Consider the following 26,178-nt stretch of genomic DNA (forward strand, 5'->3'; position numbering starts at 1 on the left):
GGGTCGGGGGCTGGGTCGGGGTCGGGCTGAGGTGATGCCAAAGATGGGTCGGGAGTCGATTTTTGTAAATTGACAGCAGAATTAGGATTAGATGCTACTGTGGCTACCTCTTCATCTGGTATCGGGTCAGGAAATACCAAATCTGGTAGCGGCGGAACTACCGTAGGAATTAAATCAGGGTTTTGGTTTTCTTCACCCTCGGGGGTCGGTAGCAAATTATAACCACACTGACCACAGAAAGAAGCATCGGCTTGGACTGTTGCGCCACAATTGGGACAACTGGTAGTAGTGGGAAGGGGAGTATAACAAGATTCGCACTGAGTTGCGCCCTCTGGGTTCTGATGATTACAATTTGGACAGACAATCATAGGGTTCTCCTTTCGCCATAGAAGAGCGATCGCACCATAGCTAATACTTAGATCCTAACCTACCATCAATCACTGAAATCTCAGCCTTTCTGGATTTCTTCTCCCGCCGCCGCATCAAGTAGCCACCAAAGTTCACCCTGGGGCTGAATGAAGCGACTAGGGTAGGCATTTGCATCCCCTGTAGGGGCAAAAACTTGCGCCAGAGCCGATCGCTTACTAGCCCCAGCTACTAGGAACATCACACAATCAGCTTGATTGATCAGAGGAATGGTGAAGGTGATACGAGGTTGACCATCTTTATTGCCCACTGTTACTAAGCGATCGCACACTTGGAGCGCATCTGTCAACGGAAACAGAGAAGCTGTATGGGCATCATCCCCCATTCCTAATAAGATCATATCAAAACTGGGAAATTCTCCCGGATCTACCCCAAAAAATTCTCGAATTTGGCGATCGTGGTTTTCTGCGTCTAGTTGGGGATTGCCGCTACCCGTGGGCATAGGATGAATGTTAGACTCTGGGAAGTTAACCCGATCTAACCAAGCACTGCGAGCCATTTTCTGGTTACTATCTGGGTGATCTGGGGGCACATAGCGTTCATCTCCCCAGAAAATATGGATCTGGTCTAGGGGTAGATCTTGTTTGGCTAAGGCTTCATAAATGGGTTGGGGAGTCCCTCCCCCGGCTAAGGCTATGGTGAATCGATTTCGGCTTTTCACCGCCGCCTCCATTTTGCTGAGGATGATTTCTTGCGATCGCCCGACCATTTGTTCGCGGGTAGCTAAAACTTCGATTATTTTGTGCATCATATCCTCAAAATCAGCTTTGACCACATCATAAAGCCTTTTTCTGGCAAATCGTCAATTACTTAGTCGGCCTATGCTCACGGGGACAGTGTAACCTCCGAAAAATCACGGATGCAAGATCACAAGTCTTAGGTGTTTTATATCACAATTATTCTTGATCAATTTCACCTGAACTAGGGCATGGTATCACGGTAAATAAGAGACGTTTCACACAATAATCAAGATACAGGGCATAGTTTTTAGAGTTCATCCCGATTTCAACCCAACTCTAACCCTTTAGTCCTTCCGCCCCTTGTCTGTGGAGACTGAGGGCGATTCTATCAGAATTAAGCAGATGGATACTCAAATTGGTTACAAAAAACTAAAGTCTAATCCATTCACCACTTACCGTGACCCCATAAGTGGCAAATGGATCGTGATCAAGTCTGAGGAAAAAAAAACTCAAGCACAAGCAGCTTGAAGTGGCCAGAATCCTCGGAGTTAAACAATGGTCATGGCAGTTGAAAAGCCGTCAAACAGATGGGTTGACATCTAGGTTATTATGCCAGCCTTTCCGGTTTTGGGCGACTACTACGGATAGAAATTTTGAGGTTTGGGGAACTGTCACAGTTCAAATACTGTCACATACACTATCCCCAAGTTAATCATATCTGGGTATATTATAGTTATCGAGTTCAGAGAAAAAGCGATGACATCTACCATTTGTTACCCTACTAACTCTCCTGTTGAATCTACTAATTCTTGGCTGTATCTAATTGCCGATGAAGTGGCTCACTTTACTGGAGATGATTGGCTGGCTTTGTGTCCAGATATTGACGACGGCGAACTTTATCGCGACTGGTTTATCTGGTATGATGCCGATGTTAACGGTCTTTGGGAAGCCTACGATCACTTAACCGATGAACAAATTATTTCCCCTGATTTGGAGTGGATTAAGTCTCAAATTGATGCTATTGAAAACCTTCGTAAACTTTCATATATCCAGATAGCATAAACTTCTATACTGGTGAAAAAAAATTTTGAGAAAACCTGATAAATTCTTGGGGATATTACCCCCAATGACTAAAATTATCTTATACCATCCCCCACCACTTCCCCCTATCCCCCTAATTCAGGGGGATTTTTAATTTTTCGTTTTTCCTTGTCTCTTGTCCCTGGTCTGTTGAGAATTGACGGTTAACTCAACGGGTGCATATATTTGGTATGCTGACCTGATAGGATTTGGGAGGTGTAGCGATGACGGGTTTAAATGGGAAGTCCAACTTATCGAAGAAGTCCCCCTATTTAGAATTAAACAATCAGGGACAAGTCCTCACCTTTGAATTGACCCAAAATCAGCATATTTTGGGACGCGATCGCACCCGCGCTGATTTAGTAGTTCCCGAAACCTGGCGGGTAATTTCCGCTGGTCATCTAATTCTACGCCAAATCGGAGACACCTACTATATTTATGACGGAGACGGACAGCAACCTAGCACCAATGGTCTGTTTGTCAACCATACTAGAATTACAGCTAAGGAAGGCTATCGACTGCGGAGTGGGGTGGAAATTACCATCGGTCAGAACCCCAAAAATCAGATGAGGTTGCGCTACTTTGACCCCAATAATCCCACCACCTCCCCCTATTCAGTGATTCCGCCTATCTCTCTCAAAGAGCGATCGGTGATGTTAGGTAGAGACTCCACCGCCACAGTGCAGTTAGATTCCCCTATTGTATCACGATGTCATGGCATTATTGAACCCGATGATCAGGGTCATTATATTTTAAATGATTATAGCGCTAATGGCATATTTGTCAATGGGAAAAGAATCCAGAAAGCTACCCGATTACTAGATAACGATACCATGAGAATCGGTCCGTTTACCCTGATGCGTCAGGGGGATAATTTGGAAATCATGGATTTAGGCGATCGCATCAGATTAGATGCGGAAAGATTGCTGAGATTAGTCCGCGATCGCCGAGGTAAATCTAAAGTCTTATTAAGTGATTTAACCTTCGCCATTGAACCCGGACAATTTGTGGCATTAGTAGGGGGAAGTGGTGCGGGAAAATCTACCCTAATGCGAACCTTATTAGGTCTGAGTCCTACAACTAAGGGTTCCGTTTATCTGAATGGGGACGAATTACAACAAAACKTTAATCTCTATCGCCACCAAATAGGTTATGTTCCCCAAGATGATATTATTCATAGAGACTTAACTGTGGGAGAAGTTCTCACCTATGCGGCTAAATTGCGCTTACCTCCAGACGGGGATATGGAAGCCACAGTTACTAAAACTCTCTACGAAATAGAAATGCTCGATCGCCGTGATGTCATGGTGTCGCAACTTAGCGGCGGACAACGAAAACGGGTTAGTATCGGGGTGGAATTGTTAGCAGATCCTAAGTTATTTTTTCTGGATGAACCCACATCAGGACTTGATCCGGGGTTGGATAAAAAGATGATGGAATTGTTACGTCGTTTGGCTAACCAAGGACGGACAGTGATTTTAGTTACCCATGCTACCGCCAATATGATGATGTGCGATCGGGTAGTATTTTTAGGAAGGGGGGGGCGGTTATGTTATTTTGGACCCCCAGGGGAAGCCTTCGAGTTTTTTGAGTTAGATACCGGGGATTTTGCCGATATTTATAATTTGCTGGAAGAGGGAGAAGCGATCGCTCAAGAATGGTCTTTACGGTTTCGTAAATCTCCTCAATTTCAGAATTATGTAGTTAATCATCTCACCGGGGGAGAAACACCCGAAAAAAATCGGCAACCTGCTACTCATAAACTCGCCAATATTCCCCGACAATTATCAATCCTCACTCAAAGGTATGGTCAGCTAATTAAGCGGGACAAGTTGAATCTATTACTGAATTTGCTAACCGCCCCTGTGGGGATTTTATTGATTAGGTTGGCTATAGGCGATCGCGATCCCTTTATTGGCGATGCTGACACCAGTTTAGCATCTTTAGCGCGGCAAGTGTTATTTGTTTTTACCTGTGCAGCTATCTGGGTGGGTTTATCTAGTTCCCTGCAAGAATTAGTGAAAGAAACCGCTATTTATACCCGGGAAAGGTTGGTAAATTTACGGATTGTTTCTTATTTGGGTTCAAAGTTCCTAATCTTATCAGGATTAGCCCTTTTACAGACTCTGTTAATGGTCGGAATAATTGCCCTTTGCTTTTCCGCAAAATCCAATCCTTTTTTACCTTGGATTTTAGGGGTAAGTATTACCACATTTTTGACTATCATATCAGCCATGAGTTTAGGGGTGTTGGTGTCTGCTCGTGTCGAAAATAGCGCCCAGGCTAATAGTGCATTACCCCTGCTATTATTACCACAAATTATATTTTCTGGCGTATTATTTAAAATGGAAGGAATTAGCCGAGTAGTATCTTGGTTAATGGTGAGTCGCTGGTCTATGGGTGCTTATGGTTCCCTGGGGGATATAAATTCCTTAATTCCCCCACCCGTAACCCTCCCTGATGGCACAATTATTCCTCAACCCTTTGAGTTATCATCAGTTTATGAACCCACCTGGGAAAATTTATTATTAAATTGGGGTATGTTGGGGTTACATTTATTTATTTATTGGGGATTAACTGCGATTATTCAGAAGCAAAAAGACATCATTTAGACTACTTACTATTTTACCCTCTACCCCGCCTAGGTTGCCCATCATTGAAGGATGGCTATAGTATGGCTACAGTAATCTCTCTCTCAGAATTGACCCAATTCTGGGATTTGTGTTATATTTGATAAAACCTATTTGAAAATTTAATAATGTCCCAGTTTATTCATAGTTTAAAATTGCGAAATTTGCTCTCCTATGGGAGTGAGACAGAACCGATTAAATTAGAGCCTTTAAATGTATTAATCGGTCGTAACGCTTCCGGTAAATCGAATTTAATCGAAGCCTTGGGGATTTTAAAATCTACCCCTACAGATTTGACTGCTCCCATTCGTCAAGGAGGAGGAATTAGTGATTTCCTGTGGAAAGGAGCCCAAAACATTCCTATAGCCGAAATTGATGCAACTATTGCACCCCTAGAAGGTTCAATGAATCTGCGCTACAGAATCAGTTTGACCGAAGCTGGTCAGAGGTTAGAAATCCTTGATGAAGCCATCGAAAATGAACATCCTTATCCAGGAGAAAATGAACCATATTTTTTTTATCGTTATCAAGGGGGTCGTCCAGTTATTAATGAAGCTACCGAAGTTGATGGATACAAAAAAAGAGCCCTACGTCGAGAAACTCTGAGTCCCGAACAATCAGTTTTATCTCAAAGAAAAGATCCAGATATGTATCCTCAGTTAAGTTATCTTGCTTCTCAATTTGCACAAATTAATCTATATCGTAACTGGCAAATTGGCAGATATTCTGAACCCAGATTGGCTCAACAAACTGATTTACCTTCTCACCCAATATTAGAAGATATTAGTAACCTAGGCTTGGTGTTAAATAACTTACAATATCAATTAGGAAGTCGGGAAATTATCGAAAATTTACAAAAATTTTACGAAGAAGCCGAGGAACTGATCATCAAAATTTATGGTGGTACAGTCCAGATATTTATTCGCGAAAAAGATTTAATTCAGCCTATCCCAGCCACTCGTCTTTCTGATGGTACACTGCGTTATTTATTTTTAATGGCTTTACTCCTTGATCCGACACCAGGACCGATTTTATGTATAGAAGAGCCAGAAATAGGTTTACATCCTGATATACTGCCAATGATTGCTGAAATGCTAATATCCGCCTCAGAAAGAACTCAACTGATTGTGACAACCCATTCTGATGCTTTAATATCAGCACTTCCACCGGAGTCAGTATTAGTATGCGATCGCCATGAAAGTGGGAGTTTTATTCGTAATTCTTCTCAGTCTATAATTAAACTGTCGGATAACTTTGAAGCGCCATGTCTCTGACTCAACAAATTCTTTCGCAAATTCCGGGAAACCCTCTCACGGGACTACAAAACGCCGATCGCCTTTGGGAGGCCATCAAAAACCATAGCCTACCCATACCAGAAACCGTCAAAGAAACCGATCAACCCCTAAACCAAATTGATTATGATGTCATAGTCTGTGGGGGAACATTAGGAATTATTATCGGTGCGACCTTAGCCAAAAAAGGATGGCGCGTCGCTGTTTGTGAGCGCGGAAAGTTGAGGGGACGAGAACAAGAATGGAATATTTCCCGCCATGAACTTCAGGTATTTGAGAAGCTCAATTTACTCTCTCCAGAAGAATTAGAAAAAGCGATCGCCACCGAATATAACCCCGCTAGAATTAGCTTTCCCGACATTCCCGATATCTGGGTTAGAGATGTTCTTAATATTGGTGTTGACCCAGTTTATTTGCTAGACATCATCAAAACCCGGTTTTTAGAAGCTGGGGGTCAACTCTTAGAAAACACCCCCTACCAAGCCGCCACCATTCACCCCAATGGAGTCACCGTAGAAACCGGACTAAATCAAACTTTAACCAGCCGACTATTACTCGATGCAATGGGTCACTTTTCCCCCATTATCAAACAAGCCAGACAGGGAAAAACTCCTGATGCTGTTTGTTTAGTGGTGGGGACTTGCGCCACCGGATATCCTGATAATCAAACCGGAGATATATTCGCTTCTTTTACTCCTGTGCAAAATCAATGTCAGTATTTTTGGGAGGCTTTCCCAGCCCGAGACGGACGCACTACCTATATGTTTAGTTATCTTGATGCACACCCAGCCCGACCCAGTTTAACAGCCTTTTTTGAGGATTATTTAACCCTACTTCCTCAATATCAAAATGTGGAATTATCCCAGTTAAATTTTAAACGAGCCTTATTTGGTTTTTTCCCCTGTTATCGCCAGAGTCCCCTAGTCACTCCCTGGAATTGTATTATCCCCATTGGTGATAGTAGCGGTAGCCAGTCCCCTTTAAGTTTTGGTGGTTTTGGCGCAATGGTACGCCATCTTAATCGCTTAACTAACGGTATTGATGAAGCCTTGACAGCTAATATTTTGGATAGTAAATCTTTGGCTCTGTTACAACCCTATCAACCCAGTTTGTCGGTGACTTGGTTATTTCAAAAATCTATGAGTGTCCCCATAGATAAAACCATCAATAGTCACAGTATTAATCAACTTCTCGCCGCCGTATTTCAGGATATGGAACGTTTGGGGGAACCAGTGCTTAAACCTTTTTTACAAGATGTTATTCAATTTCCCGCCTTAGCTAAAACTCTATTTACTACCGGAATTCTACACCCTGCTATTGTCTTGAAAGTGATTCCACAGGTGGGGTTAGGAAATTTAGTTGATTGGACTATTCACTATTTGAATTTAGCCAGCTATAGTCTACTGTACCCCATGGGAAAATCTCTGAACCCTCTCACTCAAAAATTATCTGCTCAACAACAGTATTATATTCATCGCTGGGTTGATGCTTGGTGCTATGGTTCCGGGGGAGATTATCATAGTTAAAATCACATCACATCACATAAATAAAACCTCCTTTCCTAGTCTAAATTAGACTGAGGAAAGAAGGTATAAAAACCCTTGACAATCAGTGCCAAATCTAACTTTTAAAGTCCACCGACGTTAGCCAGTCCCAGAATTACACCAGCACCCAGGATATGACCTAAGCAAGCACTCCCAACTACAGCACCAGCACTCATACCAGCAATGGGGGTAGGTGCGCCTACGTTTTGTTGTTTAATGGTGAATTTACCAATAGCGATCGCCAAAACATTACAAACAATCATCACAATCGCAACATTGGGACTCCAGGGTAAAGTGGTGGGAGCCGCTGCAATTAAAGTTGAGTAAATCAATGGACTTCTCCTAATCTAAGGTTTAAACTTCAGCAGAATCGACAAATTTTACTATCTTTAAGTCCAAGTTTTTATCACAAAATTTTCGCAACTGCCTCAGAATGTAGCAATCCTTAATATTTCCACATATTTGTTAAAAATTGCTCCAAAAACTTAAACTTCTGTCAGTCAACTAGGCTTGAGCGCCTGAATAACTTGTAAACTCCCCCCAGCATAGAGACGGAAAGCCGTCCGGTCTGCCATGGGTGAGGAAAGAGCCACTTGAAACCCCATAGAAGCCAGTAAGCCTTGTAAGTCGGTATCAATTAACTCCCAAGCGGTTTCGGTTTCAAACAACCATAGAAACATCGCCACACCCGGCCAAAATATAGGATTAGTGGGTTTATGGAAATCCACCAGAGTAAATATACCCCCTGGCTGGAGTACCCGGTAAACCTCCCTTAAAATTTGTTGTAACTGGTCGGGGGCCATCTCATGGAGGGCGGCGCTAGTATGGACTAAATCAAAACTACAGTCATCAAAAGGCATATTTTCGGCAAAGGCTTCCACATACTCAGCGGTGGGGACATTAGCCCTGGCCCTAGAAAGCGATCGCCTTGATGCGTCCAAGCCCGTGACTTGTTGCGAGTATTGTGCGATAATCCTTGTGGCTTGTCCGCTGCCACAACATAAATCTAAAACCCGTGTTTCTGGGGTGATAGACAAACCCTCTAGGGGAAGGCGGCGGAACCGACCTTCACCACCTACAGCCAAAGCAGCCACGGCGGAAATCCCATCATACAGCCACTGATAGCGATAACTTAACGGTCTCAAAAATGTTGCCATCAATCAAAAATCCTTAACTTATGCTATAGACTTTGATCCTATTGATAGAATATTTTGTTAAAATGGGTAACAAAAATTAGAGTCTGGGAACCTGTTAAGCGCCATGGGAAGAGTTGGAGTCTTACTATTGAATCTAGGCGGACCTGAACAATTAGAGGATGTCCGCCCCTTTCTGTACAATCTATTTTCCGATCCAGAAATTATCCGGCTGCCATTTACTTGGCTACAAAAACCTCTAGCCTGGATGATTGCCACCATGCGCCACACAAAATCCCAGGAAAATTATAAAGAAATTGGGGGTGGGTCTCCACTGCGAAGGATTACCGAAGAACAGGCGGTCGCCCTGGAAGAAAAACTTGGGGAAAAAGGTAATAATGCTCAGGTATATGTGGGAATGCGCTACTGGCATCCCTTTACCGAGGAAGCATTGGCGAAAATTAAGCGCGATCGCATTGATGAATTAGTGATTCTCCCCCTATATCCGCAATTTTCCATTAGCACCAGTGGTTCTAGTTTTAGACTGCTCGAGAGGATTTGGGAAGATGACCCGGAACTACAAAAAATTGATTATACAGTGGTTCCCTCCTGGTATCAGCGATCGGGATATTTACAAGCTATGGCGCAACTCATCGCCCAGGAACTTGATCACTGTCCCAACCCGGATCAGGTCCATATTTTCTTTAGTGCCCACGGAGTCCCCCTTAAATATGTTGAGGAAGCCGGAGACCCCTATCAGGCAGAAATTGAAGGGTGTACTGAGTTGATTATGAAAACTCTCAACCGCCCAAACCCCCACACCCTGGCTTATCAAAGCCGCGTTGGTCCGGTGGAATGGCTAAAACCTTACACCGAAGAGGCTATCCCTGAATTAGCACAGCAAGGGGTCGAGGATTTATTGGTTGTTCCGATTAGTTTTGTCTCCGAACATATCGAAACTCTCCAAGAAATTGATATGGAGTATCGGGAATTAGCCGAAGAGTCCGGGATTAAGAATTTTTACCGGGTTCCGGCTTTGAACACTCATCCGGTTTTTATTAATGATTTGGCTGATATGGTGGTTGAGGCTTTGGAAAGCCCTAGTGTTCATTTCTCGGAAGTGGTGCGCCCCAGCAAACGGGTTAAGATGTATCCCCAGGAACGTTGGGAATGGGGTATGACCACAGCAGCGGAAGTCTGGAATGGTCGCTTGGCTATGATTGGAATTGTGGCTGTGATTGTCGAATTGATTACTGGTCAGGGGCCTTTGCATTTTATCGGTTTGCTTTAGCACGGGTTGGGAAAGTCTATCCCCCTGATTAAAAAGGGGGACTGGCCTCCCCTAGTCCGAAATTACTTGGTGGTGACGATCATGTTGGTTTTTACTCAAAAATTAGCGCCGGATCTCGATCGCATACCGGACTGGACGATCGCCCTAACAGCGGAACAACGCACTAAGACTAGACAACATATTGATATCCCTGGCGGCGATCGCATTACTTTATGTTTGGATCGTGGTGTGAATATCTCCGAGGGCGATCGCCTAATTTCCGAAACTGGGGACAAAGTTTTAGCTATTGTCGCCCAACCAGAACCCGTCATCACAGTTACAGCCCCGACTAATTTAGATCTCATTCGCGCCGCCTATCATTTGGGCAATCGTCATGTTCCCCTAGAAATTAGCAGCCAGTATTTGCGCCTGGAACCTGATGGAGTTTTAGCTGATTTACTGGTTAAGTTAGGATGCCATGTTACCCAGGAAATCGCCCCGTTTTACCCCGACAAGGGAGCCTACCATGGACATGATCATTAATTGGTTAAATAACAGAGGGGAGGGAAGAGATAGGCTTTGATTTTACCATTATTACAGCTATCTAGTCCGGCGTTGCCTTTGGGTGCTTATAGCTATTCTGATGGATTAGAAACTCTGGTAGAAACCGGAGCGATCGCCAACGCCGAAGACCTGAATCACTGGTTAATTCAAGACCTCAATTATGGCGCGATTCGTCTGGAAGCCGCCTTAATGATGAGAGCCTTTCAGAGTTTTATCAATCAAGATGTAGCCAGTATATGTTATTGGAATAGTTGGCTAAGTGCCAGTAAAGAAACATCAGAATTGCGTCTGCAAAGCTGGCAGATGGGTAACTCTCTTTTGGCATTAATGGGGGAAATCTACCAGGCAAATGATGGCGATCATGATTATTTTCAATATATAAAATCAGCTATTGATAAGCCTTGTAATTATGCGATCGCCTTCGGAATTACCGCCGCCCATAGCCAGATAGAACCCCAAACAGCCCTACTGGGATATCTGCATAGTTGGGCTACCCATATCATCGGTGCCGGAGTCAAACTCATTCCATTAGGTCAAACCATCGGACAAAAACTGCTCTGGCAACTTTCCCCAACTCTCACCGAAATTAGCCAGCAAATACTGATGTTAAACGATGATGATTTAGTTAGCTGTAGTTGGGGATTAGGATTAGCAAGCATGGCTCACGAAATCCAGTATACCCGTCTGTTTCGCAGTTAATATATAGTGGCAACAGTAATTAGAAGCAGATGACTATTTTCGAGCCAGGAACTGCTAGATTGACCCAACCCCATAGCGATCGCCATATTGCCAACATTCCCCAAATATCAATTATTATCCCCGTCCTCAATGAAGCGCCAACCCTTCCCCCTACCCTCAAGAAATTGCAGGGTATCAAAGGCATTGAAGTAATTGTAGTTGATGGTGGCAGTCAGGATGAAACCGTGACCATCGCCCAATCTTTCAGCGTCCAAGTCATCACCACAGCAGCCGGGAAAGCCCGACAAATGAACGCAGGAGCCGCGATCGCCACCGGAGATACTATCCTCTTCTTGCACGGTGACACCCAGCTTCCCGACGCTTTTAACCATTGGATAGAGCAAATTCTCAGTCAACCTCAGATCATCGCCGGAGCCTTTGAACTGGAAATCGCCGCCCCCGTCTTAGCACTGCGTTGGGTGGAATTCGGGGTAAAAATGCGATCGCGTTATTGTCAACTCCCCTATGGCGACCAAGCCTTATTTATGAAAACCCAAACCTTTAGGGACATTGGCGGTTTTCCCGACTTACCAATTATGGAAGACTTTGCACTCGTGCGCCAACTACAGAAACGGGGCAAAATTGCGATCGCCCCAGTCCCAGTCATCACCTCAGCCAGACGTTGGCAGCAAATTGGCATCCTCCAAACCACCCTAATTAACCAAATCGTCATTATCGGTTACCTTCTCGGTATTCCCAGCCCCACCCTCGCCCAGTGGTATCGGGCCCGAAAACGTAAAAATTTATGAACTTTTGGGATTATATGTGAACTTTTTTAACGCTAACTCCCATTTTTGTCGATAGTTTGCACAGGGCTGCTTAAAATATGAGCTTAACACCTGAACTCAAGATTTTTAAGCGAACAGGAGAAAAATCAGTATGCCTCAAGCAACGGATCAAGGGTTGATTCAAGCCTACAACGGCGATCCCTTTGTAGGTCATCTATCCACCCCCATTAGTGATTCCGCCTTCACCCGCACCTTTATCGGCAACCTTCCCGCCTACCGTCCCGGTCTGTCTCCTCTTCTGCGAGGCTTAGAAATCGGTATGGCTCATGGTTACTTCATCGGCGGTCCCTGGGTGAAATTTGGAACCCAACGCGGCACTGAGTTCGCCAACCTCAATGGCCTGATTTGTGGCTTGGCTATGTTACTGATTGCCACAGCCTGTTTAGCCGCTTACGGTTTGGTAACTTTCCAAGGGGATAAAKCCGAAGAAGGTGATTCCCTCCAAAGCGCCGCCGGTTGGAGCCAATTCGCTGGTGGATTTTTCATCGGTGGTATGGGCAGTGCATTTTTGGCATTTTTCTTGTTAGAAAACTTTGCTGTTGTTGACGCAATCTTTAGGGGTTTGGTCAATAATTAATCAGCACGATTCTGACTGAATTTTAACACAAACATCAGTCAAATATCGGTTTTTTCTGCAACATTAACCTTAACTTTTGAAATTAGGAGACATATAGCATGACTGGTGATTACGCTGCTTCCTTCCTGCCTTGGATTTTGATTCCCGTGGTTTGCTGGTTGATGCCTGCAGTTTTGATGGGTTTGCTGTTCATCCATATTGAAAGCGATGCCTAATATCAACGGCATTATCTAAAACGCTGAATCCTCCGCCTCTTGGTGGGGGATTTTTTCGTCACTGATAGCCAGAATATGTAACTATATAATTATCAGAACTTTGACGATTTTAGGAAGTCCATGATAGCCTGATGGCGACAACTGTTGAATTTCCAATAATTATCATGACTCCATCAGAATTAGGACTGGAAGCCTTGATGTCATCACAGCCAGGTCTGAATATCAGCTTGGAAGGCTTAGATAATACCATCCAATTTGGCACTGTAGCTAATGATACAATTGATGGCAGTGTTGGCGGTGGCAGTAATCAGATCTACGGATTAGACGGAAATGATGTCTTATTAGCAGGCAATAATGATATCCTTTATGGCGGGTTAGGTGCTGATATCCTAGACGCATCAACTGACAGCAATAACCAATTATTTGGCGGTCAAGGAGACGATATATTAATTGGTGGGAGTCGTAGCCAACTGTTTGGAGACCTKGGGGATGATCAATTGTTCGCTGGAATTGATGGCGACACCCTAACAGGCGGCCCAGGTTCTGACCAGTTTTGGATTTTCAATAACGGCAATTTACCGATTAATCCCAGTGTAATTACTGATTTTGAACCCGGAGTTGATGTCATTGGTTTAGATGATCCTACTCTCAGTTTTGAACGGCTGACACTCACGGAAGTTAACTCTGATATAACCATTAGTTTAGATGGCGTACCCCTGAGCATAGTATTAGGAAGAAAAGCAGATGAGTTAACACCAGATAACTTTGTATTTGCTTCGTCCCCTCTCAGCGAGGACTTGATTACCTATCCGTTATTCTGGCAAGGAATTTTCGGCTATACCGCCATCGGAGAATTTAGTTATGATAGGAGTTTTGAGGGAACCATAGTTACCCGTGATCAACTCAGCGACCTGCAAATAACCTTCTTTAACCCTGATGGGAACCCCATACAAAGTTTTGACTACGATTTTCCGCTTCCTCCCACCAGTGAATTGAATTTCAACTTTGACACTACCACCACTACCATTTTGCAAACTGGCAACTTTGACCAACCTGATGGATTGGATTTGGGGGTAGAATTTAACCTGGAAACAGGTGTATACTTCATCACCTTTTTACAACCCCCAGATTTTCCCGAAGCAGTTATCTTCCTGGAAGAAATAGTGGTTCCAGGTTCTGATGCTGATTTGATTGGACTTGATGAGGGAGGTATGTTAACTGTTATTGGTCTCGAAGTTGTCCAAGGTGTTTTTGCAGAAGCATCCCAACAGTTCATGCTACCAGATTCTGAATTGAGAATCATGGAGGCTCAACCAGCATTATGGCCTGATGGTTGTCTGGGATTACCGGAAGATGGTGCTGTTTGTACTTTAGCGATTGTCCCTGGGTGGGAGGTGAAAGTAACGGATGGTGCCAATGAATTGGTTTATCGGACTAATGAATCAGGTTCGTTGGTCAAATTGGATATGTCGGCTAGTTGAATTTAACTCGATCCTAACTTCTGCTATTTTGGCTTGATCCTGAATGGCTGTCCTGGTGGCTGCAATAGACTAATAGTTGACCACCAGGGAGAAGTTACCATGAGACGTTCAAGCCGTGATAGAATTCGCTACGATCGCACTGAAATTGAAGGTAAAAATATCCATATTCATGTGGATCTTAACTCTGACCCACGTTATCGATACGACTACGATTATGAGTCTCAAGGGTTGGGATCGGTTGGGTTTCTGTTTTTGTTACTGACAGCCTTAATTATTTTTGTCGGTAGTTACGGCGGTTCAGATACTTACGCCGTCCCCGATGTTGACCTATCGCCAATTTTGCGTCAGTCTACTTCTAAATAGTGGGAAAAGTTGCACTCATGGGATTATAGGCTTCCCACGCTGTAAATTTGCTATAAATGCCCCCAGATTTAAGATATGATTACCAGAGATACCCAACCCTTAAAAATGATGTCGTCACTGCAAGATTTACCCCTACAGCCTACCGAGGATGGTTCTTTTACTTTTTTTTCCCCAGAATTTGGGGAGGCTTTCCATAGTCGTTTTGGCGCGAAAGGAGAGGCACAAAGTAAATTTGTCGAACCCCTGAATTTGGCGGCTAAAGCTACAGCACCCCGTCTGAAAATCTTGGATATTTGCTATGGTTTGGGATATAACACGGCAGCGGCTTTAGCTGCGATTTGGGAAGTTAACCCGAATTGTCAAGTGGAAATGATCGGATTAGAATTAGATCAGGGAGTCCCCCAAAGGGCGATCGCCCAAGGTTTATTAAATGATTATCCGCTTCCTATTCCCGAATATCTCAAAACTCTGGGGACTCAATTACAGATAACATCCCATAACCTCCAAGGGAAACTGCTAATTGGTGATGCTAGAGAGACCTTAAAACAGGTCTATGATTCCGGTTTTCAGGCTGATGCTATTTGTCTTGACCCGTTTTCTCCCCCGACCTGTCCGGGACTGTGGACGGTGGAATTTTTGGCTATGGTGGCGCAATGTCTCAAACCTGACGGCGGACGTTTAGCGACTTATTCCTGTGCGGCGGCGGTGCGAACTGCTTTAATGATGGCAGGATTAGCGATCGCTTCTAGTACCCCCTTTGGCCGTCGCGCCCCAGGAACGATCGCCAGTTGGGACGGGGTAGGTCTACCACCCCTGACGGAAAAGGAACTCGAACAGCTTAACACCCGGGCGGCTATCCCCTATCGTGACCCGAATTTGGGCGATCGCCACCAATCAATTATAGAGCGCCGCCAAACCGAACAAGCCGGATCGCCCTTAGAACCTAGTAGCCACTGGAAAAAACGCTGGATTTCGGCTACTATAGACAACCAGTAATTTTGAGTCCGGGGCAAATTTAAAGACCCTATAAGTATTAAAACCGATGGTAGCAGTAGCAATTCTAGCAGCAGGACGAGGAACCCGCATGAAATCTGACCTTCCCAAGGTCTTACATGAGTTGGGAGGGCGATCGCTTGTCGAATGGGTTTTAGAAAGCGCCCGAGACTTACAACCCTTACGAAAGCTGGTGATTGTCGGTTATGGCGGCGATCAAGTCCAGACTTCTCTGATGGCGAAATATGCGGACGCAGGCTTAGAATTTGTCGAACAGAAACAACAGTTAGGTACTGGTCACGCTATCCAACAGGTTTTACCCTATTTACAGGATTTTACTGGGGATTTACTGGTTCTTAATGGGGATGTGCCACTACTGAGACCCCAAACGCTACAACGGTTGATGACTATTCATAAACAAGAGGGAAATGCTGCCACTATTGTAACGGCGAATTTGCCCAATCCCACGGGATACGGTCGAGTTTTTTGTGATAGCAAAAACCTGGTTAAAGAAATTGTCGAACATCGCGATTGTACGGAAGCGCAAAAGCAAAATCATCGCATCAATGCCGGGATTTATTGTTTTAATTGGCAGGCTTTAGCTAAAATTCTGCCCCATTTAAAAGCAGACAACGACCAACAGGAATATTATTTAACTGATACTGTGCATGACCTCGACCAAGTAATGGCGGTTGATGTGGAAGATTTCCGGGAAATTATGGGTATCAATAATCGCCGCCATTTAGCCGCCGCCCATGAGGTGCTTCAAGAATGGATTAAAGAAGGGTGGATGGATGCGGGTGTAACTTTGATAGACCCTGATAGTATTACTATTGATGATACGGTGCAATTAGAACCAGATGTGATTATTGAACCACAAACTCACCTGCGAGGAAAAACTCTAATTAAGTCGGGAAGTCGTATCGGACCGGGAACTTTAATCGAGAATAGCGAAATCGGGGAAAATGTGAGGGTTTTATATTCGGTGATTTCTGATAGCACGATCGCCTCTAATACCCGTATCGGTCCCTACGCCCATTTACGAGGTCATGCTAACATCGCTGAGGGGTGCAGAATTGGCAACTTTGTGGAGTTGAAAAATGCCGAAGTTGGACTGAAAACTAATATTGCCCATTTATCCTATATTGGGGATGCTACCCTAGGGGAAAAAGTCAATATCGGGGCGGGAACTATTACGGCTAATTATGATGGATTTAAGAAACATCACACTACCATAGGCGATCGCACTAAAACCGGCTCTAACAGCGTGATAGTTGCCCCTGTAACCCTCGGAAATGATGTGACAGTAGCAGCAGGGTCTGTGATTACTAATGACGTGCCAGACGACTCGTTAGCCATCGCTAGAGAAAGGCAAGTCGTCAAACATAATTGGCGATCGAACCAGCCACAGGATTAAATGGGATTAAATAGGTGCGTCAACTCCACACCAGCCGGGTGATGATTTGACGCACCGGACGACAGCCTAAACCAGTCTGAGATTAGGATAGTAAGCCAAAATATCATCAGTGCTAAGGGTATCGCCACTGGCTTGGGGAGTCCAAAGAACTTCGATCGCCAATAGCTGTTCACTACCAATGGAACCTAAACGACTGATCGCCTGTCTGACATCCTGGGAACTTTCAATTTTGGGTAATTCAAGCTGACCCAAAACGCCCACAACTAGGGTGACAATAATATATTCCCCTGGATCTTCAGTAGCATCTTGACTGACGATCGCCCTATTGTCATCAGTAGCAGAAATGCGCTGATTATTGACGTTTGAGAGAGTTTCTTCGGTAAACTTACTACGTTCTGCGATCGCCAACTGATTAAATTTCGCTTCGGCGGAATTTAAACGCATCCGGGTCGCCTCACTCGCACCATAGACCCAATATTCTGGGTGACGTAGTAGGGCTAAAGTCGCTTCCTGAAGGACTTGGGCGCGACCTTCTGGGGTTCCGGTGTCAGCAGTGGCGGCGAGGCGATCGAGGTCCTGTTGGAGGTAGCGACCCTCAGCTAATAAACCCACCTGAACCTCAGCCACGGAAACTGTGGGGTTATTATATTCGGCTTCTTGGACTCCTTCACCGACAGCGCGGAAACTTCTCACGATAAAATTGGCAATGGCGACGAAAATCAGGATAGAAAATAGTCCTCCGAAACCGCCAAAACCAAAGAAGGGAAGTAAAAATGGAAATCCAAACCCACCGCCGCCGTAATATCCACCCCCTGGGGCGGTTCTGGGACCGGGGGCTAATGTGCGACTGGGAGCGCGGAATGAACCACCGCCGATCCGACCGCCACTTCTGGCTGCTAGGGCGTTGTCAGCATGGCTAAATCCTAGGGTGAGAATGAGGGCGATCGCTATTAGTGGTTTAAAAAACGGTTTAACAATTGACAACAAATTTTTCAACATAAATGATCCTAATGTCTGCTGGGGACTGGAGTTTGATCGAGGTTAGCATCAATTCTATCTGTACCTGCGATCGCTTATCCAGTCGATATATCTACTACTTTAACGCCTCTAGCATAACTGCTACAGCTAATCAAAAGTACGGACTTCCCCAATATAGGGGAGATATCCGCACCTTACCAAATTCTTAATGGTTGATTATACCGCTGTGCCAGTTTTGAGCCAACTGGCCGCTAGTTTTGGGGCTCTGGGACTAATGGTGGGAGTCAGGGTGTCTGATGGACAACAACAGACTCCTATAATTTTGCCTGTCCAACAAATTATATCCCCAAATCCTCAATGTCCCCTCGAATTAAACAAGTTACTGGCTGAGTTGGTGGTGGATTTACCCGCCTATGCTAACCGTGTGATTACGCGATCGCCACCTACCAATTTACAGGATATCCCTACATCAGTGATTTTAGCTACCAATTTACCCCCAGAAACTCTCCCAGTTTCTGAGCATTTACCCACCGATTTACCCACTGGTGATGATATTTATTTGGGCTTCATTGTTACCCGTGAAAGGTTGTATGCTAATAATAGAATGCTCGTGATTCAACGCTATCATTGGCTATTCATGCGTTCAACTCCTAACGGGTGGGAATTAGTGAAAATGTTATCTAAATCAGATCCTTATCCGGGTTATAGGATTTTACCCCAGCCTTGGGATAGTAGCCAAAGTGCGATCGCCCGCGCCATTCGTCTGTGGTTGCGAGACTGTCAATGGCGGAGAGTCCCTATAGAAAAATGACTGAGAATTTTTGATTATGTATCAAGTTGGTGGTAGCTTAGATCGTAATGCTCCTAGTTATGTCGAAAGACAAGCCGACCGAGAACTTTATCAACACTTGAAAGCCGGAAAATTTTGTTATGTTCTTAACTCTCGTCAAATGGGGAAATCCTCATTATTGGCTCACACTAGATACCGCTTAGAATTAGAGGGATTGCGATGTTCTAGTATTGACTTAACCCTAGTCGGTCAAGACCAGATTAGCTCTGCTCAGTGGTATAAAGGCATTGTTGTTGAATTACTCAGAGGATTTAAATTATGGCCAAAATTCCCATTTAAAGCCTGGTGGGAACAGCAAGAAAACCTTTCCCCAGTGCAGAAACTTGGTTATTTTATTGATGATGTATTATTGCCAGAAATATCTGACCAAAATCTGGTGATTTTTATAGACGAGATTGATAGTATGTTAAGCCTGGATTTCCCCTCAGATGATTTTTGGGCACTCATCCGTTTTTTGTATAATAATAGAGCCAGTAATCCCCAATATAACCGCCTCACTTTTGCCATTTTTGGAGTCGCCACACCCTCCGATTTAATTCAAGACCGCACTCGGACACCTTTTAATATTGGTAAACCCATAGATTTAACAGGTTTTACCATCTTAGAAGCACAGATATTAGCCCAAGGATTAAATATCACAGGGTGCGACAAAATAGCAGTTATTGAACGCATTTTATTTTGGACTAATGGCCAGCCGTTTCTAACTCAAAAAACCTGTGATTTAATTAATCAAATCAACCTCGGAGCCAATGATGCGCCCCAGTTGATAACGCCGGGGGAAGAAAGCCAGTTTGTCGATGAAGTTATTAGCAGTAAAATTATCTATAAATGGCAAGAACAAGACCAGCCAGAGCATTTAATGACTATCTTAAACCGAATCAAGTATAGGGTAGATATCATGCCTAAAATGCTAGGTATTTATCAGAAATTGCTCGATAAAATCCCCGTAGAAGTTGATACTAACCCCGAACAGTCCGAGTTAATTTTGTCGGGATTAGTTATTAAAAATCAAGGGAGTTTACAGATAAGAAATCTAATTTATAAAACTATATTTGATTCGGCTTGGGCAATCCAGGAGCTATCAAATATTCGCCCCTATTCCCAGGCTTTAGATGCTTGGGTTAAATCCTACAAAAATGATGTATCTCGATTACTAACAGGACAAGCGTTAATAGATGCTAAAGTTTGGGCACATGACCGCAGTTTAAGTGACTTAGATTATCAATTTTTAGCTGCTAGTCAAGAACTGGAAGAACGCCAAATAAAAACCTATTTGGAAGCTGCCAAAACCCAAGAAATTGAGAAACGACTTGCTCAAGAAAAAAAACTGGCACAATTGCAGCGGTTACTGTTAATAATAGCTACCGTAGCTTTGACTATTTACTCTGGGTTGGGTATCTTGGTATGGCGACAAAATCAACAAATGCGGATTAGTGAAATCGGAGCCTTAGCATCTTCTTCTCATGGCTTATTAGCCTCCCATAACCAGTTAGATGCTATGGTGGATGCCATTAAGGCTCAACGTCGCCTAGAGAGTTTATGGACAGTTGATAGCCAAACTAAATACCAAGTAACATTGGCTTTAAATAATGCCATTTATTACACCAATGAATTTAATAGGTTAATTGGTCATAACGGCTCGGTTTTAAGTTTAGATATTAGCGGTGATGGTCAGTTAATTGCTACGGCTAGTAATGATAAAACTGTGAAAATTTGGCGGCAAGATGGAACCTTAATTAATACCCTCCCACATTCGGCAACTGTCCATCGTGTGGCTTTCAGTCTTGACGGTAATTTGGTGGTTTCTGGTAGTTTAGATGGTACGGTAAAACTGTGGAATGTCAATGGTGAATTATTGCAAAATATACAAGCCCATGATGCTCCGGTTTGGGGAATAGATTTTAGCCCCAATGGTGAAATTATCGCTTCTACTAGTGGCGATCGCACTGTCAAATTATGGCGACTAGACGGCACATTATTAACAACTTTGACAGGACATACAACCAGTGTTTGGAATGTGGCTTTTGATAACAACAGTCAAATAGTAGCTTCTGTCGCCCTTGATGGTTTAATGAAATTCTGGAGCATCGATGGCAGATTATTAAACACCATAGAAGCACATGAAGCAGCTATTTGGGATGTCGCCTTTTGTTATGATACCAATTTACTGGTCTCTGTCAGCACAGATCAAACAGCTAAAATCTGGACAACAGATGGTACCTTGGTGAGAACTCTGGAGGAAAAAGATGCAATTCTTGGGGTTGATTGTAGCGCTAATGGTGAATTTATTGCCACCAGTGGTAGAAATAATACAGTAACAATTTGGCAAACAGACGGAACTTTTATGAAAACCTTAAAACGACATAATGCTATCATTAGAGATGTGGCATTAACCGCTAATGGGTTGATGGCTGCTTCCGCTAGTGATGATGGAACCGTCAAGTTATGGCGACGTAACGCATATTTATTAAAACCGCTTTATAATCATGATGATACCCTGTGGAATATAGCCACCAGTGCTGATAATCAATTGATTGCTTATGGGTCTGCTGATACCACCTATTTAAGAAAAACAGATGGTCAGCTTTTAAGTATAATTCGTAATTCCGGAAAGACAAGTCGCGCTGTAGCTTTTACTCCCGATGCAGATATCTTAGCACTTTCTGCTAATCATGAAGTGCAACTTTGGCAGATTACAAATATCACCAAATCTCCACCGGAACTACTGACCATATTAACTGGACATAAAGCATTAATTTATACTATTGCTATTAGTCCTGATGGTCAAATGGTGGCTGCCGCTGGGGATGATAAAACCATTAAATTATGGACGATTCAGGGAGAACTGATCAATAGTTTTTGGGCTCATAATGAAAGAATTTGGCGACTAGCTTTTGCCCCAGATGGTCAAACTCTTATCTCTGCTAGTGAAGATCAGACTGTCAAATTATGGACTACAGAGGGTGTGCTTGTGAACACCCTAAATCAAGATGGAGTTATTTGGGGAGTTGACATTAATCCTCAAGGAAATTTAATAGCTTCCGCTAGTCGTGATGATACTTTTAAACTGTGGAGATTAGATGGTACTTTGGTCAGAACAATTATAGCTAACAGTGGTGGATTAACCAGGGTTGCCTTTAGTCCAGACGGTCAAAATATCGCCACTGCTGGTGTTAACAATCAGGTGAAATTGTGGAATCTTGAAGGGGAGTTACTGCGAACTTTACCCGGACATGAAGCTATGGTAATCAGTCTAGCATTTACGGCTGATGGTAATTTTTTGGTATCTGGTGGGGATGACCGGACGCTGATTATATGGGATTTAGAGGGAATTAAAAATCTCGCTCCTATGGAATATGCCTGCAATTGGGTCGGGGATTATCTGCGGACTAATATGGAGGTACAAGATAGCGATCGCCTTTTGTGTCCATAAAATCTCAGCCGGGAATTGTCCATAAATCTGATTTTTTGGTATAATCATCATTTAAACTTCTAACTTGTCAACTTGGTTTCTGCTGATCTACCATTATAATTACCGATGATTGTCTCTGAAAAACAAAGAACCCTAGAAACCGACTGGCGGCTATTCTTACGATTGCGAGACTATGCCTCGCGCCATAAAAAATTGTTGGCGATCGCTATTATTTTACTCATTCCTCTGTCTATTTCTAGTGCCATTCAACCCATTTTAATTGGGCAAACTATTTCACTAATTCGCCAAGAACCCACCTATAAATTTCTACAAGGATTATCCCTATCAGCAGGCTTAAATCTCTTAGCTTTCCTGTTATTATTGACAATTTCCCTCAGATTTACCCTTCAGGCTATCCAAGGATATGTCGTCCAGACCGTTGGACAAAAAATGACCGCAGATATTCGTAACGATTTATTTGACCATGTTACCTCTTTAGCAGTCCGATTTTTTGACCGGACTCCTGTGGGAAAACTCATTACTCGTCTCACCAGTGATGTCGATGCTTTGGGGGATGTATTCTCTACTGGTGCTATTGGCATTGTTAGCGATTTATTCTCGATTTTAGTAATTGCGATCGCCATGTTTAGCCTTCAGTGGCAGTTGGCTTTAATGTTGGTTTTATCTATGTTCCCGGTCACGGCAATAATTATCTATTTTCAACAACAATATCGCACTGCTAATTATAAAGCACGGGAGGAACTCTCCGACCTCAACGCACAACTGCAAGAAAATTTGATTGGTATTGGAGTTGTCCAACTATTTCGCCGCGAACGTTACAATACCGAGTTATTTCGCATCACCAATCAGCGTTATATTAAAGCCGTTGATAAAACCATTTTTTATGATTCGGCTGTCTCGGCAACCTTAGAATGGATTGCCCTAATAGCGATCGCCGCCGTCCTCTGGTTTGGCGGCCAACAAGTATTAAATCAAACCCTCAGCTTTGGCATACTTTCCACCTTTATACTATTCGCCCAACGTCTATTTGACCCCCTCCGACAATTTGCGGATAAATTTACCGCTATCCAAGCCGGTTTAACTGCTGTGGAAAGGATTAATGACATTCTGAACCAACCCATAGAAATCCGCGACCCAGAAATCGGAAAAGCCAGTGTTTTACCAACTAAAAATAGTGGAGCGATCGGCGAAATCAAATTTGAAAACGTTTATTTTGCCTACAAAAATGATGAATATGTAATCCACAACCTTAATTTTACTATTCATCCAGGCGAAAAAGTCGCCCTAGTCGGACCTACTGGGGCGGGGAAAAGTTCTATTATTCGGCTATTATGTCGTTTATACGAACCTAGTCGCGGTCGCATTTTAATTGATGGCATTGATATCCGTGATTTACCTCAAGCCGAATTACGTCGCCATGTGGGGGTCATCTTACAAGATGGGTTTCTATTCGCCGGAGATGTTAAAAGTAATATTACCCTAGGGGAAACCTATACAATCGACGAAATTCGACAGGCGGCGGAAAAGACTAATGTAGCTGAGTTTATTGAGGCTTTACCCGAAGGTTATGATACCGAATTGAGGGAAAGAGGCACTAATCTTTCCAGTGGTCAAAAACAGCTTTTAGCTTTTGCGAGGGTAGCCATTAGAGACCCACAAATCTTAGTTTTGGATGAAGCCACCGCTAACCTAGACGTGATGACAGAATCCCTAATTCAGGATGCCCTTGATCGGATGTTAGTCGGCAAAACTGCCATTATTATTGCCCACCGTTTATCAACGATTAAAAATGTCGATCGCATTTTAGTTTTACAGCGAGGAAGACTGATAGAGTCCGGTTCCCATGACCAATTATTAAACCAGGGCGGACTCTACGCCAGTCTGTATCAGTTACAGATGTTAGGTGCTTAATCCTCGGAACTTTCCGCTTATTTGAGGTTCAAAAATCTGTCTAAGGCTTCCACCAAAGCCGGAGGCCAACGGCGGATATTAGCTACCCAATCAATATCTCGATAACGGGGGTCTAATCCAATCGCCGCCACCCAATTACTTTCGGCTTCCCCTATTTTACCACTATCCCACAAACAGGCGGTTAAAGCTGCCCGCATATCGGCAAAATTGGGATATTTACGAATCAGATTTTTGATGTTGCGGATAGCTTCTTTAGTTTCTCCACTTTCATACAAAGCCAGGGCGTAGTTAGCCCTAGCAAAAGCATAATTAGGGTCTAATTCCGCCGCCTGGAAATAGTCGGCGATCGCCGCTTCCCAGTTTTTCTGTCCGGCTTCCGCATTACCTCGATTATTATAGGCGATCGCATCAGAGGGACTCAATTCTAAAGTCCGATTATAGTCAGCGATCGCATCAGACCAACGCCCCAAACCCTCATAAGCCACTCCCCGGTTAAGGTAAGCGTCCGCCGCCGTCGGCGCTAATTCAATAGCCCGGTTATAGTCCCCTATTGCTTCCGTGAGGCGGTTTTGGCTAACTCGGACATTACCTCGGTTACTCCACATAGCCGGGTTATCCGGGTAACGATTAATAATTTCAGTCCAGTAACTCTCTGCTTCGGGAAACCGTCCCGCTTGGCTAGTGGAAAAAGCCCTCTCTAGTAGTTCATCCAATGATAAAGTTGAGATTTCCGCTACCGTTTCCCCTACGGTTTCAGTAGCAGCCCAGGCTAAATTATATGGCGATACTACCCCTAGCCATAGCCAGCAAAATACCACGGTTAGAAAAAGTATCAATCGGCGCATCATTAAAAAAAAGCCACAACAACCTGAAATTATACCCAAATTAGCCGCCGATTGACCAGCCTACCTCAGACTTTTACCCATAGCGCCAACCCTCCCCCTCGCCCTCTAGCGGCGATCAAGTTTTCTCGAATTAGGAAATAGGCAAAAAAAGCCTGGTCTTTAACTAGGCGTTGATCAAAATTTTCCTCGCTAGTTTTCCCACCACGAATATAGTTATCATAAAGTTTTATCCCCACCGCTTCCACCGCTAGGCGGGTAAAATCAAAAGCCAGAATATCATTTTTCTCCAAAAACTTAGCCGGACCGCTAACAGTTAATGTCATTAGTCCGACTTGGATTTGGTTTTCGATTCTACCGGCTTCAAAGGCTTGGCGATCGCCGCTTTCCACCCCCGAAACTGGGGAATAGTTTAATAATACACCAACTAGCCCCGGCAGATAACGACCCGCCCCCATAATCACCCCTGCTTTAGCGCGAGTTTTTTTGGTTCCGGTAATGAAATATAATTGCCAACACCCATACAAACTCTCGAAGGGGTGAGGTTTCCGGTTTTGGCGACCCGCCTTTTCCGCCTCTAATAAAGCATTAACCACCTGGTCAGGAGAAACGCGATCGCCCCGAGATTTTAGCGATCGCGCCGTTTGGTCTAGGATGTCCAGATATTCAGCCAAGGTTCTGATTTCATCAAGATATGATAATTATCTCTTATATCATTTATCGGCATACCAAGACAAATTGATGGCTAATATCAGCAGATTTGTGTTATAATGGGTAATGATCAGATACCCTTGGAGAGGTGGCAGAGTGGTCGATCGCGCTCGACTTGAAATCGAGTGAGCCGCAAGGTTCCGTGGGTTCAAATCCCACCCTCTCCGTTTAACTTAAACCCTTATCATTATTGCGATAGGAGGAAATTAACTAACCCGATAGTCGTACCGTTACACTTAATATGCACTCCATTCAGTCTTAG

Annotated in this window: 25 protein-coding genes and 1 tRNA gene; 19 read left to right on the top strand and 7 right to left on the bottom strand. The window is 43.8% G+C overall.

All coding sequences use genetic code 11. From position 1 onward, the window contains the following. Together B9T16_RS11295 and pgl are read right to left on the bottom strand one after the other, a co-directional pair. Window positions 1-368: zinc-ribbon domain-containing protein (locus B9T16_RS11295; RefSeq protein ID WP_410244800.1), on the bottom strand; the 368-nt coding region annotated here is incomplete at its 3' end. Window positions 369-448: 80 nt separating this feature from the next. Then, the gene (pgl, locus tag B9T16_RS11300) at window positions 449-1,174 is read right to left on the bottom strand and encodes a 6-phosphogluconolactonase (protein WP_006618490.1); all 726 of its coding nucleotides are present in this window, start codon (window positions 1,172-1,174) and stop codon (window positions 449-451) included. Window positions 1,175-1,862: 688 nt separating this feature from the next. Between pgl and B9T16_RS11305 the strand changes: the two genes are divergently transcribed. The 4 genes from B9T16_RS11305 to B9T16_RS11320 all read left to right on the top strand — a co-directional run bounded on the left by B9T16_RS11305 (window position 1,863) and on the right by B9T16_RS11320 (window position 7,634). Further along, on the top strand, window positions 1,863-2,168 hold the full coding sequence (locus B9T16_RS11305; protein ID WP_410244801.1) for a hypothetical protein: 306 nt from the start codon (window positions 1,863-1,865) through the stop codon (window positions 2,166-2,168). 242 nt (window positions 2,169-2,410) lie between these two features. Then, window positions 2,411-4,798 carry an ATP-binding cassette domain-containing protein gene (locus B9T16_RS11310; protein WP_410244802.1) on the top strand — a complete coding sequence of 796 codons (2,388 nt, stop codon included), beginning with the start codon at window positions 2,411-2,413 and terminating at the stop codon, window positions 4,796-4,798. 146 nt (window positions 4,799-4,944) lie between these two features. Then, window positions 4,945-6,090: an AAA family ATPase gene (locus B9T16_RS11315; protein WP_410244803.1), complete on the top strand. Its 1,146-nt coding sequence runs from the start codon at window positions 4,945-4,947 to the stop codon at window positions 6,088-6,090. Beyond that, entirely contained in the window at window positions 6,081-7,634 is a 1,554-nt protein-coding gene (locus B9T16_RS11320; RefSeq protein WP_006618486.1) for an FAD-dependent oxidoreductase, read from the top strand. Before B9T16_RS11315 ends, B9T16_RS11320 begins: the two co-directional genes overlap by 10 nt. Before the next feature lie 101 nt (window positions 7,635-7,735). On the opposite strand, the gene psaK is transcribed toward B9T16_RS11320, so the two are convergent. Beyond that, window positions 7,736-7,984 (bottom strand): photosystem I reaction center subunit PsaK, encoded by a 249-nt coding sequence (gene psaK / locus B9T16_RS11325; protein WP_006618485.1) that lies wholly within the window; start codon window positions 7,982-7,984, stop codon window positions 7,736-7,738. A 168-nt stretch (window positions 7,985-8,152) separates the two neighbouring features. Further along, on the bottom strand, window positions 8,153-8,809 hold the full coding sequence (locus tag B9T16_RS11330) for a class I SAM-dependent methyltransferase (protein ID WP_410244804.1): 657 nt from the start codon (window positions 8,807-8,809) through the stop codon (window positions 8,153-8,155). 103 nt (window positions 8,810-8,912) lie between these two features. Between B9T16_RS11330 and hemH the strand changes: the two genes are divergently transcribed. The 10 genes from hemH to glmU all read left to right on the top strand — a co-directional run bounded on the left by hemH (window position 8,913) and on the right by glmU (window position 17,191). After that, window positions 8,913-10,076: a ferrochelatase gene (hemH, locus tag B9T16_RS11335; RefSeq protein ID WP_006618483.1), complete on the top strand. Its 1,164-nt coding sequence runs from the start codon at window positions 8,913-8,915 to the stop codon at window positions 10,074-10,076. A gap of 81 nt (window positions 10,077-10,157) precedes the next feature. Continuing rightward, entirely contained in the window at window positions 10,158-10,598 is a 441-nt protein-coding gene (ureE, locus tag B9T16_RS11340) for an urease accessory protein UreE (protein ID WP_410244805.1), read from the top strand. Window positions 10,599-10,634: 36 nt separating this feature from the next. Continuing rightward, window positions 10,635-11,318 carry an urease accessory protein UreF gene (locus B9T16_RS11345; protein WP_006618481.1) on the top strand — a complete coding sequence of 228 codons (684 nt, stop codon included), beginning with the start codon at window positions 10,635-10,637 and terminating at the stop codon, window positions 11,316-11,318. Window positions 11,319-11,347: 29 nt separating this feature from the next. Next, window positions 11,348-12,106: a TIGR04283 family arsenosugar biosynthesis glycosyltransferase gene (locus tag B9T16_RS11350; protein ID WP_006618480.1), complete on the top strand. Its 759-nt coding sequence runs from the start codon at window positions 11,348-11,350 to the stop codon at window positions 12,104-12,106. Window positions 12,107-12,236: 130 nt separating this feature from the next. After that, window positions 12,237-12,722: a photosystem I reaction center protein subunit XI gene (locus B9T16_RS11355; RefSeq protein ID WP_410244806.1), complete on the top strand. Its 486-nt coding sequence runs from the start codon at window positions 12,237-12,239 to the stop codon at window positions 12,720-12,722. Between the two features lie 98 nt (window positions 12,723-12,820). Further along, entirely contained in the window at window positions 12,821-12,937 is a 117-nt protein-coding gene (locus tag B9T16_RS11360) for a photosystem I reaction center subunit VIII (RefSeq protein ID WP_006618478.1), read from the top strand. A gap of 164 nt (window positions 12,938-13,101) precedes the next feature. Beyond that, window positions 13,102-14,418 carry a calcium-binding protein gene (locus B9T16_RS11365; RefSeq protein WP_410223213.1) on the top strand — a complete coding sequence of 439 codons (1,317 nt, stop codon included), beginning with the start codon at window positions 13,102-13,104 and terminating at the stop codon, window positions 14,416-14,418. Between the two features lie 99 nt (window positions 14,419-14,517). Then, window positions 14,518-14,781, top strand: coding sequence for a hypothetical protein (locus tag B9T16_RS11370; RefSeq protein ID WP_006618476.1), 264 nt, complete (start codon window positions 14,518-14,520; stop codon window positions 14,779-14,781). Window positions 14,782-14,856: 75 nt separating this feature from the next. Further along, entirely contained in the window at window positions 14,857-15,777 is a 921-nt protein-coding gene (locus tag B9T16_RS11375) for a tRNA (5-methylaminomethyl-2-thiouridine)(34)-methyltransferase MnmD (protein WP_006618475.1), read from the top strand. Window positions 15,778-15,823: 46 nt separating this feature from the next. Further along, window positions 15,824-17,191: a bifunctional UDP-N-acetylglucosamine diphosphorylase/glucosamine-1-phosphate N-acetyltransferase GlmU gene (gene glmU / locus B9T16_RS11380; RefSeq protein WP_410244807.1), complete on the top strand. Its 1,368-nt coding sequence runs from the start codon at window positions 15,824-15,826 to the stop codon at window positions 17,189-17,191. A gap of 66 nt (window positions 17,192-17,257) precedes the next feature. On the opposite strand, the gene B9T16_RS11385 is transcribed toward glmU, so the two are convergent. Further along, entirely contained in the window at window positions 17,258-18,190 is a 933-nt protein-coding gene (locus B9T16_RS11385) for a DUF1517 domain-containing protein (protein WP_410244808.1), read from the bottom strand. 11 nt (window positions 18,191-18,201) lie between these two features. Here B9T16_RS11385 and B9T16_RS11390 point away from each other — a divergent pair, with 11 nt between their 5' ends. The 4 genes from B9T16_RS11390 (at window position 18,202) to B9T16_RS11405 (ending at window position 24,363) form a co-directional block, all read left to right on the top strand. Continuing rightward, a complete protein-coding gene (locus tag B9T16_RS11390; protein WP_014276104.1) occupies window positions 18,202-18,378 on the top strand; it encodes a hypothetical protein in 177 nt (58 codons plus the stop codon). Beyond that, the gene (locus tag B9T16_RS11395; RefSeq protein ID WP_006616992.1) at window positions 18,378-18,980 is read left to right on the top strand and encodes a hypothetical protein; all 603 of its coding nucleotides are present in this window, start codon (window positions 18,378-18,380) and stop codon (window positions 18,978-18,980) included. Before B9T16_RS11390 ends, B9T16_RS11395 begins: the two co-directional genes overlap by 1 nt. A gap of 16 nt (window positions 18,981-18,996) precedes the next feature. Then, the gene (locus B9T16_RS11400) at window positions 18,997-22,452 is read left to right on the top strand and encodes an AAA-like domain-containing protein (protein ID WP_410244809.1); all 3,456 of its coding nucleotides are present in this window, start codon (window positions 18,997-18,999) and stop codon (window positions 22,450-22,452) included. 105 nt (window positions 22,453-22,557) lie between these two features. Further along, window positions 22,558-24,363, top strand: a complete 1,806-nt coding sequence (locus B9T16_RS11405) for an ABC transporter ATP-binding protein (protein ID WP_006616990.1) — start codon at window positions 22,558-22,560, stop codon at window positions 24,361-24,363. Window positions 24,364-24,380: 17 nt separating this feature from the next. Here the strand turns inward: B9T16_RS11405 and B9T16_RS11410 are convergent, their stop codons facing one another. Beyond that, window positions 24,381-25,208 carry a tetratricopeptide repeat protein gene (locus B9T16_RS11410; protein ID WP_014276101.1) on the bottom strand — a complete coding sequence of 276 codons (828 nt, stop codon included), beginning with the start codon at window positions 25,206-25,208 and terminating at the stop codon, window positions 24,381-24,383. 65 nt (window positions 25,209-25,273) lie between these two features. Beyond that, window positions 25,274-25,879, bottom strand: a complete 606-nt coding sequence (locus tag B9T16_RS11415; RefSeq protein WP_410244810.1) for a hypothetical protein — start codon at window positions 25,877-25,879, stop codon at window positions 25,274-25,276. 119 nt (window positions 25,880-25,998) lie between these two features. Between B9T16_RS11415 and B9T16_RS11420 the strand changes: the two genes are divergently transcribed. Further along, window positions 25,999-26,083: transfer RNA gene (locus B9T16_RS11420), tRNA-Ser, on the top strand. Window positions 26,084-26,178: the final 95 nt, after the last annotated feature.

It is taken from the genome of Arthrospira sp. PCC 8006 (genome assembly GCF_046480465.1).
Lineage (GTDB): Bacteria > Cyanobacteriota > Cyanobacteriia > Cyanobacteriales > Microcoleaceae > Limnospira > Limnospira platensis.